Annotated in this window: 12 protein-coding genes and 1 pseudogene; 11 read left to right on the top strand and 2 right to left on the bottom strand. The window is 50.9% G+C overall.

Going from position 1 to position 14,366, the window contains the following annotated elements; translation table 11 throughout:
• From VSX58_RS20005 to tssE, 11 genes and pseudogenes are all read left to right on the top strand, one after another.
• Positions 1-220, top strand: a pseudogene (locus tag VSX58_RS20005) (DUF2345 domain-containing protein); the annotation flags it as partial.
• Between the two features lie 26 nt (positions 221-246).
• Positions 247-2,475: a hypothetical protein gene (locus tag VSX58_RS20010; RefSeq protein ID WP_327619638.1), complete on the top strand. Its 2,229-nt coding sequence runs from the start codon at positions 247-249 to the stop codon at positions 2,473-2,475.
• A 15-nt stretch (positions 2,476-2,490) separates the two neighbouring features.
• Positions 2,491-3,360 (top strand): formylglycine-generating enzyme family protein, encoded by an 870-nt coding sequence (locus VSX58_RS20015; protein ID WP_327619639.1) that lies wholly within the window; start codon positions 2,491-2,493, stop codon positions 3,358-3,360.
• Between the two features lie 168 nt (positions 3,361-3,528).
• Entirely contained in the window at positions 3,529-4,404 is an 876-nt protein-coding gene (locus VSX58_RS20020; protein ID WP_327619640.1) for a formylglycine-generating enzyme family protein, read from the top strand.
• Between the two features lie 188 nt (positions 4,405-4,592).
• Positions 4,593-5,465 carry a formylglycine-generating enzyme family protein gene (locus VSX58_RS20025; protein WP_327619641.1) on the top strand — a complete coding sequence of 291 codons (873 nt, stop codon included), beginning with the start codon at positions 4,593-4,595 and terminating at the stop codon, positions 5,463-5,465.
• 237 nt (positions 5,466-5,702) lie between these two features.
• Positions 5,703-6,578, top strand: a complete 876-nt coding sequence (locus tag VSX58_RS20030; RefSeq protein ID WP_327619642.1) for a formylglycine-generating enzyme family protein — start codon at positions 5,703-5,705, stop codon at positions 6,576-6,578.
• Between the two features lie 524 nt (positions 6,579-7,102).
• Positions 7,103-8,719 (top strand): type VI secretion system protein TssA, encoded by a 1,617-nt coding sequence (tssA, locus tag VSX58_RS20035; protein ID WP_327619643.1) that lies wholly within the window; start codon positions 7,103-7,105, stop codon positions 8,717-8,719.
• A gap of 72 nt (positions 8,720-8,791) precedes the next feature.
• The gene (gene tssF / locus VSX58_RS20040; RefSeq protein WP_327619644.1) at positions 8,792-10,558 is read left to right on the top strand and encodes a type VI secretion system baseplate subunit TssF; all 1,767 of its coding nucleotides are present in this window, start codon (positions 8,792-8,794) and stop codon (positions 10,556-10,558) included.
• On the top strand, positions 10,522-11,631 hold the full coding sequence (tssG, locus tag VSX58_RS20045) for a type VI secretion system baseplate subunit TssG (protein ID WP_327619645.1): 1,110 nt from the start codon (positions 10,522-10,524) through the stop codon (positions 11,629-11,631). Before tssF ends, tssG begins: the two co-directional genes overlap by 37 nt.
• Complete coding sequence (gene tssJ, locus VSX58_RS20050) at positions 11,612-12,148, top strand: type VI secretion system lipoprotein TssJ (RefSeq protein ID WP_327619646.1); 537 nt, start codon at positions 11,612-11,614, stop codon at positions 12,146-12,148. The genes tssG and tssJ overlap by 20 nt, the downstream gene beginning before the upstream one ends.
• A 7-nt stretch (positions 12,149-12,155) precedes the next feature.
• Complete coding sequence (tssE, locus tag VSX58_RS20055) at positions 12,156-12,581, top strand: type VI secretion system baseplate subunit TssE (protein WP_327619647.1); 426 nt, start codon at positions 12,156-12,158, stop codon at positions 12,579-12,581.
• A 118-nt stretch (positions 12,582-12,699) separates the two neighbouring features.
• On the opposite strand, the gene VSX58_RS20060 is transcribed toward tssE, so the two are convergent.
• Entirely contained in the window at positions 12,700-13,635 is a 936-nt protein-coding gene (locus VSX58_RS20060; RefSeq protein ID WP_327619648.1) for a TPM domain-containing protein, read from the bottom strand.
• A gap of 14 nt (positions 13,636-13,649) precedes the next feature.
• Positions 13,650-14,255 (bottom strand): LemA family protein, encoded by a 606-nt coding sequence (locus tag VSX58_RS20065; RefSeq protein ID WP_327619649.1) that lies wholly within the window; start codon positions 14,253-14,255, stop codon positions 13,650-13,652.
• Positions 14,256-14,366 lie beyond the last annotated feature (111 nt).

The raw sequence follows: 14,366 nt of genomic DNA on the forward strand, positions 1-14,366 counted from the left end.
GGGGTCGTCTGACTATAACGCGCCGGCGCCGGAGCTCCCTTCCGGCTTCAGCGAATTTTTTGTGGCGCGAGATGAGGATTCCGGTGAAATCTTACCTTTCAAACGCTATAGGATCACGACAAGTGAAGGCGATGTCTACGAAGGTTATACCGACGCTGAAGGAAAAACGGCCGAAGTATTCACTGCAATACCAGAGAAAATAAACATTGAGTTCATCTAATCTCTTCTATCAGAGTGATAAATACTATGACAGACAAGAAAATAACTTCTGGAAATACGGGAGCTAACTCAAAAGGCATCGATGCTCCAGCAGCAGGAGAAGACACTGTTTATTTTCATCCTGGAAGCGGAACAGTACTGATTGTGCCAGCAAAAGATAATAAAAATCTTGAAGCGGAGCAGAATCTGCTAAGCCGCCTGATGGAAGAGAAAATTGCTGCGCAAATTAATGTCGAAGAAGTGACTAAACAATGCTTGGCCTATTCTCGTACGGATAAGAACCGTGCGCAGACGCAACTGCAAGCGGCTTATGACAAGCTTAATTTGGCCGCTGAGAAATTACGGAATGAATTGAAAAATCTGACCCCGAATGTTAAAGAGGGCGAGCTCCTTGACGAAAGCGCAAAGGAGAGCGCCGTAGGGATGATGGAACTTATCCCCATGACAAAGAGGGGGGCGCATGGTTTTAAAATGACCTATGTACGCTCGGATAAAATTAAAAGCACATTCCGGCGTTACAAATTGAGCAGCGTGGATAACAAAGGAAATGAAGATAGTTTTCTTAAAAGTAATACACGCCAGGTCACGAACAGCAATGGTGAAACGAAAGAAAAAACCTACTACACAATCGATACGGAAAAATTGAAAAAACAGTTCGATGAAGTGGATAAATCGTTAAAAGCCGATCTGTCGGGCGGCGCGTTGGAAAAATATGATACGAATCTTATCATAGGTGAATGGGCTCAGGAGTTTAATAAAAGCATCTCCGATAAGCTGAAAGACATTAATTTTGATGACAACAATGTTGCTGGCGTTAGTCTTGATTCTCAAGCTCAGTTAATGCGTTTTTCCTCCGGCGTGGGAACCGAAGGAGAATTTAATCCACGCGATAAAAAAGTGTCTGCGAAAGGTAAGGCTCATGCCGGCTTTGTTCTTGCTGAAGCTAAGGCGGAGTTCAAATCTTATTTCCCTGACAGCGTAGGCTTTGAGTTGACGTATCCGAAACGAAAAATTTTACCTACCGATAGCGAAGAAGGAAGTCTCGGCTTTATTAAGGCGGCTTTAACATTAGCCGTTTCCGGCAATGTCGGCGCAAGCATAGGTATTGAGGCCGGTATAAATCTTGACTGGAGTACGGCCACGGCTCAGTCATATGGAATTAGAGGATCGAATCAGAAACTGAAAGTGAATCAGCTCCCGGGTCTTCGAAATACCAACCTTTCTATACCAGCCACGCCGGATGGGGAGTTGGGGGGAGAGCTTGGCGCGTTCGCCGGCCTTCAGGCCGGCGGCAGTATAGCCGGCGCTTTGCAATGGAAATCTCCCGAATATCAGCCAGAAGAAGGTCAGGATGACGACGGCTATAAGGATTTTGCCAAAATAGAACCTAAATTGCAGGTTCAAGCTGGCGCGGGCGGTACGGGTCATTTTTATATCACGTTCATTAATATGAAATTCCGTATTTATGTTAAGGCTGGCCTTTGCTGGGGCGTAGGTGCGAAAGGTTCGATAGGCTTTGAGGTGGATGCTAATCAGTTACTCAGTTTCTTCGAAATGTTTATTATTGCGCTTCGGAATGCAGATTACAAAAAACTACTATGCATGATTGAGTTTGAGGCATTCCAAACGCTAGCTAATATGCAAATATTATATGCTCAAGCAAAAAAAACAATTACTGAAATAGCTAATATGAGCTTGGAAGAACTGGGAGTAGAAGCTTTTCAAGCGTTAAAAGGGGCTGAAGACCGTGTAATACTTATGGAAAGTATTTTAAATAACCCCGATAAACTAAAATATTCTACTCCTGAAGCGAAAGGAGCAATTATAGCAAGCCTAATCGATATAAATATGATCGATAAAAATGACTTCCGGAACGAGAACTGGAACTTTTTAGAAGCTAATGCCTGGAAACGAGGCAAAATGAATAAACGAAAAAGGGCAGTTTTTAAATCTATGAAATGGATTCAATCAAAGGCCGAGTATCGAAATGTTCTTCAACATATGTCAACAACAGTTACTGAAAAGAAAACCAATTGGGAGGATCAACAGCGTAAGCTAATCAATTTTTTATCGATGAATGAGGATGGAGGTATTTTCAATCTCCCCCATACTAATTACGGAGAGAAAATACAACAGCTTTATGATGAATTACCAGAAAGCGTACCGGCGAATGAGCCTCTGAAACCAATACCAGATGCTAGGATGGATGAGTTCCTTGCTATGGTTGATAATGAAAAAATGACGGCTTACGCCTAAGGTGAAAGGTATAATATGCTAAAAATATTTTTACTATCTCCAATCGCACTGATTTTTATCGTAGGCTGTAACCCTTCTTCAGAAAGTAATCCAGAGGTTAAAAATTTAGTTGATAGATCCCTTAATAATATGGTTAGCGTACCCGGCGGTACCTTTGAAATGGGTGACTTTGGAACTAAGCTTAGTGAAAATCGGCCGCTTACTGGTGAGAATAACGATCAACCTTTACATAAAGTGACGTTATCTAACTTCAGTATCTCTAAATATAAGATAACCTATCAAGATTATGACATTTACACAGAAGCTACCGGAAAAAAGAAATTAGACCCTGGCGCTATTATTGAAATGTCTAATAAATTTCGTAACCCCGACGTAGCTGCGGCTTTGGATTGGCAACAGAGTCGGGATTACTGTTTATGGTTAGGAACTCAGGCCAATAAAAAAATTGATTTACCTACGGAAGCACAATGGGAGTATGCGGCTCGCAATCGAGGGCAATATGTTATTTATGCTACAGATAACGGTAAATATGAAGAAGGGCGCAATATTCCTAATAGCGAACAAAGAACAGCCTTGATCGGTTATAATTTATTCAATGTACCTATTGGTAACTATCCTCCTACGCCTTTAGGACTCTTTGATATGGCTGGGAACGGCACTGATTGGATGCTCGATTGGTACAGTGAAGATTACTATGCACGTTCGCCTGAATTTAACCCGCAAGGGCCCGACAGTGGCACAAGCAAAGTAACACGCGGTTTCCAAATAGGTGGAGGTGAGTTCTCTAACCAAACCGTTTTTCGCCAATATAGCGTGCCTAATATTAATGAAGGTAAAAATTACTCTATTCCCACAAAAAACGCGCGTTGTGTTGTTAATGAGTAACTATGGTTTTTCATGATTTAAGATATATTGTTATTAACTATAATGGGGAGGTTGTTATTGCCATTCTGAAATGATTTTCTGGGATATAGTGATTTTCCTTGTATGGCAATAATATAAAAATCTATTCCAGATGGTTATATTTTATATTTCTGAGTAAAGGATTCTACTGTGTTAAAAAAAAGCTTAATATCTTGTTTGGTGTTTTTAGCTTTGGCAGGTAGTCATCCATCAAGTTGCGCTGCTGATCGCAAAGACGTTGACATTTTAGTTAAGCGAACGCTGAGAGATATGGTGCCTATCCCTGGCGGTACCTTCGAGATGGGGGACTTTGGCAGCAAAATAGGGGAAAAACGACCTTTAACAGGAGAAACAGACGATCAGCCTTTGCATAAAGTGACACTGTCTGATTTTAGTTTTTCAAAATACAAAGTTACTTATCGAGACTACGATATTTTCACTGCGGCGACAGGGAAGAAAAAAATTGACCCCGGCGATACGCTTCTTATGTCCAAACACTTTCGCGATCCGGACATGGCGGCTGCGCTAGATTGGTATCAAAGTAGAGAATATTGTCAGTGGTTGGGCAAACAGGCGAATAAAAAGATGGATATTCCTACCGAGGCGCAATGGGAGTATGTTGCAAGAAATAAAGGAGAGTATGTCGTTTATGCCACTGATAATGGCGAATTCATTGATGGGCATAATATACCAACTAGCGATCAGAAAAGAAAATATACAAACTTTGGTGATTTGAACATTCCGATCGCTAAACTTCCGCCGACGCCCCTTGGCATTTTTGATATGGCGGGAAACGGCACTGACTGGGTGATGGACTGGTATAGCCCGGAATATTATAAAAATTCTCCTGAAAAAGATCCTCAGGGGCCCGCTGATGGTAACGAAAAGGTTATCCGCGGCTATCAGGCAGGAGGGGGGGCTTTCTCCAATCAAACGGTATTTCGCCAGCATGCTTTACCCGACGTGAATAAAGGTCAAGATTTCCTTGATCCTACGATGAACGCCAGATGCGTGATTAATGAATAACTTGATAATAAAAATATTCCCATACGCATTACGGGGAAAAAATACCACAGCGTTAAGGTGAATTATACAAAAGCGTACCGACGGATGGATCTCTGGAACCTCCAATACCAGATACTCGGATGGATGAGTCTCTTGCTATGGTTAATAATGAAAAAATGACGGCTTATGTTTAAAATGAAAGGTATAAAATGCTCAAATTGTTTCTATTATCTCCAATAGCACTGATTTTTATCGTAGGCTGTAATCCGTCAGGCCAGGCTGAAAATAATTCTGATATTAAAAATCTAGTGAAACGATCATTGGATAATATGGTAAACATCCAAGGTGGAAGTTTTGAAATGGGCGATTTTGGTATTAAAATCGGAGAAAAACTGCCTCTAACTGGCGATGTAAACGATCAGCCACTGCATAAAGTCACTCTTTCTGACTTTAGTATTTCGAAGTATAAAATTACTTATCGAGATTATGATGTATACACATCTGCAACCGGTAAAAAGAAACTGGATCCTGGCTCAACATTGGAATTATCTAAAAAATTTCGCGATCCGGATGTTGCCGCCGCGCTGAATTGGCAACAAAGTAGGGATTATTGTCAGTGGTTAGGAAAGCAAGCTAACAAAAAAATTGATCTTCCTACTGAGGCTCAGTGGGAGTTTGTCGCTAGGAATCGTGGGCAATACGTAGTTTATGCCACTGATAGTGGGAAATATGAGGAAGGTCATAATATTCCTACTAGTGAACAGAAAATGGAAATAATGGGGTTTAATGATTTTAATATTCCAGTAGGTAAACTTCCACCAACGCCATTAGGTATTTATGATATGGCTGGTAATGGCACTGACTGGGTTATAGATTGGTACGATGCGGATTATTATAAATATTCGCCGGAAAATGATCCTCAGGGGCCTGATAGCGGTAATGAAAAGGTATATCGTGGGTTTCAAATGGGGGCAGGTGCAATGGCTAACCAAACTATATTTAGGCAGTTTGCAGCACCAGATATCGATAAAGACAAAGATTATGTTGTGCCGACGCGTAATGCTAGATGTGTTATAAATTAATGAGTGAAGGAGAACCGAGATGCTCTTTACCCAGTGCCCATCTTGTTCTCAAATCAATCAAAGAAAATAAGGTATCTATGGCAAGGCCATAGATACCCTGAAATTGAAGTGCTGAGCAGTCGCATTCCTGTTAATGAGCCGAGAAAGCCAATTCTAGCGTCAAGACTAACTGAATATTTAGCTATGATCGATGTTTATGAAACCTATCGGAATATAGCCTATATGTAAGGGGTGGCCATGTTAAAACAATTCTTAATACCCAGCTCTATATTTTTAGTCCTGGCGGGTAATCATCCTGCAAGTCTTGCTGCTGATCGCAAAGACGTTGACATTTTAGTTAAGCGAACGCTGAGAGATATGGTGCCTATCCCTGGCGGTACCTTCGAGATGGGGGATTTCGGCAGCAAAATAGGGGAAAAGCGACCTTTAACAGGAGAAACAGACAGTCAGCCTTTGCATAAAGTAACACTGTCTGATTTTAGTTTCTCAAAATACAAAGTGACTTATCGAGACTACGATATTTTCACTGCGGCGACAGGAAAGAAAAAAATTGACCCCGGCGACACGCTTCTTATGTCCAAGCATTTTCGCGATCCGGATATGGCCGCTGCGCTAGATTGGTATCAAAGTAGAGAATATTGCCAATGGCTGGGTAAACAGGCGAATAAAAAGATGGATATTCCTACCGAGGCGCAGTGGGAGTATGTCGCGAGAAATAAAGGAGATTATGTTATTTATGCTACGGATAATGGAAAATATACTCAAGGGCATAATATACCAACCAGTGAACAGAAAAAAAATTATACAAATTATAGTAGTTTAAATATCCCCATTGCTAAACTTCCGCCGACGCCCCTTGGCATTTTTGATATGGCGGGAAACGGCACTGACTGGGTGATGGATTGGTATAGTCCGGAATATTATAAAAATTCTCCCGAAAAAGATCCTCAGGGGCCCGCTGATGGTAACGAAAAGGTTATCCGCGGCTATCAGGCAGGAGGGGGGCCCTTATCCAATCAAACGGTATTTCGCCAGCATGCTGTACCTGACGTTAATAAAGGTCAGGATTTTCTTGATCCTACGATGAATGCCAGATGTGTGATTAATGAATGATTCAATAAGCTTATTATCATAAGCGTCTTTTGCTATGACATAAAAAATTTGAAGATCGGCTTTTAACTCTATTCAAATTTTATTAATAGATGAGGAATACGGTATTTTTAATCTTCCCCATATGCATTACGGGGAGAAAATACCACTGCGTTAGGGTGAATTATACAAAAGAGTACCGGCGGATGAACCTCTGAAACCAATACCAGATACTTGGATGAATGAATTCCTTGTTATTATAATTTATAACTTACATTTCAATAAGCTAGAGAATATGATGTTTGCCGATGGCGGTGCGGCGATGTCGTCCAGGGCCGTGTGGCGGCGGATAACCGCGACTCGCTGATTTTCAGAGGATATGAGGGTTGATCCGCCCGTTGGAAAAAGCGAAAGTAACGCCCGGCGGCCGCTGCGCCGGGCGTTGATGAAGACGAGGGATAATCCTCGGGGTTGATACCGCTGAACATGCCGTCCGTATCCGAACTCGCCTCCTGCCTTCGGCATAATTGATAAGGATGCATACATAGATGTTGCAACAATTAATCACCAGCTGTTTCGGGCAACGCGACCCGCTGGCGGAAACCCGTAAATGGGTTAACGGCTGGCATCGTTGGCTGCAACCGATTGACGGCGCGTCTCCGGTGGGCGAAGACCCCGCTTATGATGACGATTTTCAGCGGATGCGCGATGAGGTGAATAAGCTTTCCGGGGTGGATACCGATCTGGTTTGTCAACTGGCCGAAACGCTGCTTACCACCCGCTGCAAAGACGTGCGCGTCGCGACTTACTATATCTGGGCGCGGCTGCATCGCGATGGCGAAGCGGGGTTGGCCCAGGGGTTGCTGCTGCTGGCGGGGCTGGTTTCGACGTTCGGCGAGTCTCTGCTGCCGACGCGTAAGAACAGCCGCCGTCTGGCGCTGGAGTGGTTAACCGGCGGTAAATTGCAGGATAGCCTCTATCTTTATCCGGAGGTCGCGGCGGCGGATTTCGAAAAAATAGTCGGCGCGCTGGCGCTGCTGGAGCATCTGTTCGCCGCGTGGAAAGAGGAGAATCGGCCGGCTTTGCAGGGGCTGGCGGCGGCGATGCACGAACGGCTGCTGCGTTCCGGCGGCGCGCCCTCCACCGCGCAGCCCGCAGGGGATCCGGCGTCGTCCGGCGAGCCGATGGTTCAATCGGCGCCCGCCCAGGCGGCGCACGGCACTCCGCCGCCGAGCCAGCGTATTCAATCCGGCCGCGATCTGCTGGATCAGGCGCGGGAACTGTCGCGCTACCTGCGCGATCAGCCGCAGGGGTGGCTGTCCAGCGCCCGCCTGATGCGGAGTTTGCGTTGGGATACCCTGCATCAGCTGCCGCCGCAGGATGCTTCCGGGCATACCCGCCTGATGCCGCCGCGCAGCGAACTGCGCGCCCAGCTAAAACGCCTGCATCAGCAGCAGAACTGGCTGGAGCTGCTTGAGCAGACCGAACGCATGTTTGCCGAGGGCGTTAACCATTTTTGGTTGGATTTACAGTGGTATACCTGTCAGGCGTTGAGCAAGTCGGGCCATCCCTATGAGCAGTGGGGAGATATCATCAAGCGCGACCTCGGTATGTTTCTCGAGCGTTTGCCCGACCTTGAACTGCAAAGCTATAACGACGGTACGCCCTTTGCCGATGAAATTACCCGTCAATGGATAGATCAGCACGTGCAGGGCAATCGGGTTCCCGTCGAGCCGGATCTTCAAGCTAGCGCATCCCATGACGATAACGATATTTTAGCGCAGGAGAATGAAGCGCTGGCGCTGGCGGAGAACGACGGCATCGATGCCGCGCTGGCCTGGCTGGGGGAACTGCCCGAGGTGAAGACCCAGCGTCAACGCTGGCTTCAGCGCCTGCTGATGGCGCGCGTGTCGGAGCAGGGCGGACGCGCGGACATCGCGCTGCCTTTGCTCAATGAACTGAATAGTTCGCCGCAGCCGTTGCAACTGCAACACTGGGAGCCGGAGCTGATTTTCGAGGTGCGGGCGAGATTATTGAAGATGTTGCGGGTGAAGATGCAGCGCAGCGAGGGGGATAAAGCCATGCTGGCGCAGCAGATCGATACGCTGATCGCCGGTCTGGTGGCTATCGACCCGGTTAAGGCGGCGTTGGTGTGCGGCCAATAGCTTCGCGCGCGGCGCTCCGTTAAAATATTTCATCTGCCATTATCGAGCGGGTAAAAATATCATGAGAACACCATGGATGATCTAACTCTGCGCTATTTTGAAGCTGAAATGCGCTACCTGAAAGAAGCGGCGAAGGAGTTCGCGCAGGCGCATCCGGATAGGGCGGCGATGCTCAATCTGGATAAAGTCGGCGATCGCGATCCCTATGTCGAGCGTCTGTTCGAAGGCTTCGCCTTTATGATGGGGCGGCTGCGCGAAAAGCTGGACGACGATCTGCCGGAGCTGACCGAAGGGCTGGTCAGTTTATTGTGGCCGCACTATCTGCGCACCATCCCGTCGCTCTCTATCGTGGAGCTGGCGCCGGCGTGGCGCGATATGAAAACCGCCGATGAGGTCAAGGCCGGGTTTGAGGTTATCTCCCGTCCGGTCGGCGCGCGCGGCACCCGCTGCCGCTACCGCACTACGCGTCCTCTGCTTCTGCATCCTCTGCATCTGGCTCAGGCCTCGCTGCATAGCGAGTCGGACGGGCGTTCGGTGATCCGCCTGCGTTTCGAGTGCAGCGGGCTGGCGGACTGGCGTGGCGAAGATCTGAGCCGGTTGCCGTTCTATCTCAACGCGGATGCTCCCATCAGTTCGGCGCTGCATCTGGCGTTTACCCGTCAGGCCCAGGCGATATACCTGCGTCACCCGGGGCTGGGCAGTGAACGCCGCCGCTTGAACGGACATTTTTCGCCCCAGGGGTTCGGCGGCGACGATCTGCTATGGCCGAAAGGTGACGCCGCCTTTAGCGGCTACCAGCTTCTGCTGGAATACTTCACCTTCCGTGAAAAATTTATGTTCGTCGAACTCAATGGCCTGGAGACGGTCGATTTTCCGGATAACCTCTCCTGGTTCGAACTGGATGTGGCGCTGAATACGTCATGGCCGCATGAATTGACGTTTAACCAGGAAAATATTCTGCTGCACTGCGTGCCGGTGATTAATTTATTCGAGCTGGATGCCGATCCTCTCACCATTTCCGGGCTGGAGAATGAGTATCTGCTGCGGCCGCTGCGGGTGCAGGACGGACATACGGAAATCTATTCCGTGGACAGCGTGCGTTCCTCGAAACGGGTAAAAGAGCAGGAATATGTGCCTTTTACCAGCTTCCGGCATCGCGGCGGCATGTTGCGCCATACGGCGCCCGAGCGCTATTTTCATACCCGCGTGCGGCGCGGGCCGTCCGGGCTGCACGATACCTGGCTGATTCTTGGCGGCGATGCGTTCGAAGCGGATAAGCTGTTCCCGGACGAAACCTTGTCGCTGCGTATGACCGGCACCAACGGACAGCTGCCGCGCAAGGCGCTGCGCAGCACGCTGTTGGACAGCGCGCTGCAATCGGCGCAGGTGCCGTTGCGCGTGCGTAATCTCTGCGCGCCGACCCTGCCTTGCTATCCGCCGGCGGAGGACCGTTTCCACTGGCGCGTGCTCAGCCACCTGGGGTCGAACTTTCTCAGCATGATGGATAACGCCGAGGTGCTGCGCGGTACGTTGGCGCTCTATGACTGGACCGACAGCGAGATGAATCGGCGGCGGCTCGAGGCTATCGTCGACGTGAAGCACCATTTGGTGCAGCGCTTCGAAAAAGGGTTTATGTTGCGCGGCGTGGATATTGAAGTGACGTTGAACAAGGAAGGATTCAGCGGGGAAGGCGATATTTGCCTTTTCGGCGAACTGCTCAATCGTTTTTTCGCGTTGTATGCCGATATTCACCTGTTCACTCAGCTAACGTTAATTTTACAACCGAACGGAGAGTGCCTGCGATGGAAAGAGAATCACAGTCAGCGCATACCCGGTTGATCGCTGTGTTGCAGGAGCGCCTGCCCAAGGCCAATTTTTATCGTTTTTGTCAGTTGCTTGAGTTCGCACAGGGGGACGCGCCGCCGCTGGGCTCTACGCTGACGCCTAAAGACGATCCGGTGCGTTTTCGGCCCCATCCGGGCATGGGATTCCCGGCCGGCGAGATCAAAGGGGTTGAGCGCGACGAACGGCGGCCGGATCTGCCGCCGACCGTTCGCACCACTTTCCTGGGACTGTACGGCGTCGACTCGCCGCTGCCGACCAGCTATCTTGACGATATCGCTCAGCGACGCGAGGGGCACGAGGCGCTGGAATCCTTTCTGGATATTTTCAACCATCGCATCCTGACGCAGTTTTATCGTATCTGGCGTAAATACTCCTATCCGGCGTCGTTTGAGCCCGGCGGGCGCGATAATACCTCCCAATGCCTTCTGGGACTGATTGGGCTGGGCGTGCCGGGCGCCGCCAAACACATCGCCACGCCGATTTCCCGTTTTCTGGCGCTGTTAAGCACTATGCGTATGCCGACGCGGAGCGCGGAAGGTGTCGTGGCGCTGGTCAAACTGCTGTCGCCCGAAACGCGCGCCGAAGTGCGGGCGCACTATCCGCAGCGGGTCGCCATTAACCAGCGCGTCGCGCTTGGCGGCAAGACGCCGGTGAATTTGTCTCAGCGCCAGGTGCTTGGCAAAAGCGCGATCGATGCGAATAGCCAGTTTGAACTGACGCTTTATCCGGCGACGCCCGAACAGGCCAAAGCCTGGATGGAGAACGGCCAGCTTCATACCGATCTGATGGTTCTGCTGCGTGTTTATCTTGGTTGGCGCTGCACCGCCAGATTACGTCTGCGGGTGCCGCGCAGCGTATTGCCCGCCGCCACGCTTGGCAGCCGCGAGGTGTTGCTCGGTCGCAACAGTTTGCTGAGGGTAAAAAAATCGCCGGGAGCGATTTTCCACAAAAACAACATTTCACAATCAGGGCTCCCGGAGGATGTTACAGTCCATCTGGGCATCTATCGCGGCCTGGAGCCCAATACCGTTAAACGAGAGGCCATTGATGGCGGTTATCACTTCTAAATTTAGTATCGCGCAGGCGGCAATACCTTTGATTTTGGCCACTACGCTCACCGGCTGCGGGTTAACGCAAAGCGTTTCCGACGGCACGGTTTCGATGACGAGGTCGCTGTTTTATAAGACCATAAAAACGCTGCATCTTGATTTTATCACCCGCAGTACGGTCAACGCCGATGACAATAACGCGCCGCTGGCGACGGTCATTCGCATCTATCAGTTACGGGATCGCAAGGCGTTCGATCGGGCGGATTACCAGACGCTGCTGGAGAACGCCAACGAGGCGCTCAAAGGCGATATTCTGGCGGAGCGCGATGTGACGGTGATGCCCGAAGGTTCGGCGGCGCTGGATATGCCGATGGAGCAGGACGCGCGTTATGTCGCGGTGCTCGGGCTGTTCCGCTCCCCGGACATTCAGGGGAATAGCTGGCGCGTGGTCCTGGAACGCAACGATCTGGATCCGGACGAAGCGCGGCGTATTCAACTGGAGAATGGCGGCCTGAAACTGTTGCCTGAGGACTAATGGCGCCATGAATCCTTCGCTGTATGAGATGCTGACCTTCAATTTTTCCGGCGAGTTGGATATCCATCAGGTAGACGAACGCCAGCAGGTGATTATGTCGGTGCTGGATAATATGCAGCGTATTCTCAACAGTCGCGCCGGTACGCTGGCGCACCTGCCGGATTACGGTCTGCCGGATATGAATGAGATCTTGCAGGGGCTGCCGGCGACGTCGCATCTGCTGATGGCGACCATGCGTCTTACGCTGCTGAAATATGAGCCGCGCTTAAAGCAGGTCACGCTGACCCTGCTGCCGGAAATTGCGCCGGGCCACCTGCGCTATACCATTGAAGCGGAACTGAAAGAGGTGGGGCTGGTACGTTTCGGCACCGAGTTTATTCCCGAGGGGCGCGTTCTGGTCCGGCATTTGCGCCAGCAAGGGCAAATGAGCTGACGCCGGCAAGCCGCGGGCGGCGATCCATGGCGCGGCGTCAATCAATCCTATTGCAGCAACGCAATCCGTGGCGTGCGGCGGCAGCCGCGGCCTACATAAACGGTCTGCGTCCCGTCGCCTACCAGCGGCCCGAGGCGCCGCCGCCGCCGCTGGAACCTCCGCCGCCGCCACTGGAGCTTCCGCCGCCTCTCGACGAGCCGCCGCGGGAAGAACCGCCGATGCGAAAGGTTCCGACCAGCTGTTTTCGCGTGATGGTGGCGGTAAATATAAACCAGAACACTAAAATAATGCCGGACATGGCAAAGACGAAAACATAGTTATTGGCCGGACTAAGTCCCTGTTCGCCGGCGGCGTCCAGCAGCGCGTCGCCGGCGGTAATCACCAGCGCGCATTTGGCGGCGCGGGCGAACAGCGTGCGCCGACGAAAGACCAGCAGCGGCAGCAGCACCATCGCCAGAAGCCAGAGACCGACGCCGGACGAGGCGAGGTAAATGGTATTTTTATTTTCGACCGGCGCCGGAGTCTCATCCGTATCGGCGGCGGACGGCGTCGCCGCGCCGGAGGAAATAGGCTGGCCGGTCGCCGCCAGCGTCAGATCGCTCACCCCCCGCAGAATCCCCTCGCCGTAGCTGCCCGCCCGAAAATATGGCGTGATGTTATCGCGGATAATACGCCCCGCCACCGCGTCAGGAATTGCCCCCTCCAGCCCGTAGCCCACTTCGATTCTCACGGCGCGGTCGTTGAGCGCCACGATAACCAATACGCCGTCGTTACGCTGTTTGTCGCCCAGTTTCCAAACGTCAAACACCCGGATCGCGTACTGCTCGATGCTGTCGGCACCGGTGGTCGGCAGCATCAGCACCGCCAGTTGGCCGCCGGTCTTCCGATCGAATTGACCGATAGCCTCGTCGATACGCTGTTGTTGTAGCGGCGAGAGTTGGCGGGTCAGGTCGATTAGCCGGCTGCTGAAGGGCGGCACCGGAACGGTGTCGGCCTGCGCCTGTCCGGCCGCGCCGCCTATCAGCAACAACAGCATTAGCCAAAACGTTCTCATTATGCCTGCCTCTTTCAAGGGCGCTGCGCGGCGCCGGTATCAAAGTTGACGATAGGCGCCTGTTTGACGGCGGCTTCGTTTTCCGGCTGGAAGTTGGGTTTGGGGCTGTAGCCCATCACTTTAGCGATAAGTACGCCGGGGAATTGGCGGATCTGCGTATTGTAGTGCTGCACGGCCTTCACATAGCGACCGCGCGCCACTGCGATGCGGTTTTCCGTGCCTTCCAGCTGTACCATCAGATCGCGATACAGTCCGTCCGTTTTCAGTTCGGGATAGCGTTCGCTGACGACCAGCAGACGCGAGAGCGCGCCGCTCAACTGCCCCTGCGCCTGCTGCCAATGCTGCAGCGCCGCCGGGTCGTCCGGCTGCCGGCCGAGCTGCTGGGTGGCGCCGACAACCTGGCCGCGCGCCTGCGTCACCTGAATCAGCACCTCTGACTCATGGCTGGCGTAACCCTTTACCGTCGCCACCAGATTGGGCACCAGATCGGCGCGCCGCTGGTACTGGTTGAGCACTTCGGCCCAGGCGGCGGTCACCTTTTCGTCGCTGCTTTGTATATCGTTGTAGCCGCAGCCTGAAAGCAGAAATATGCTGAGAACAAGCCAAAAAATACGCTGCATATCGCTATCCTTGAGCGTGGAAATAAAAGAGAAAGGGGAGTGTGCCGCCAGTCTATCGCACCCGAATGGTAAGGTTCAATAACCTGATGTTTTCGCTGCTATTTGAGAATA

This window comes from Brenneria populi, from assembly GCF_036016195.1.
Lineage (GTDB): Bacteria > Pseudomonadota > Gammaproteobacteria > Enterobacterales > Enterobacteriaceae > Brenneria > Brenneria populi.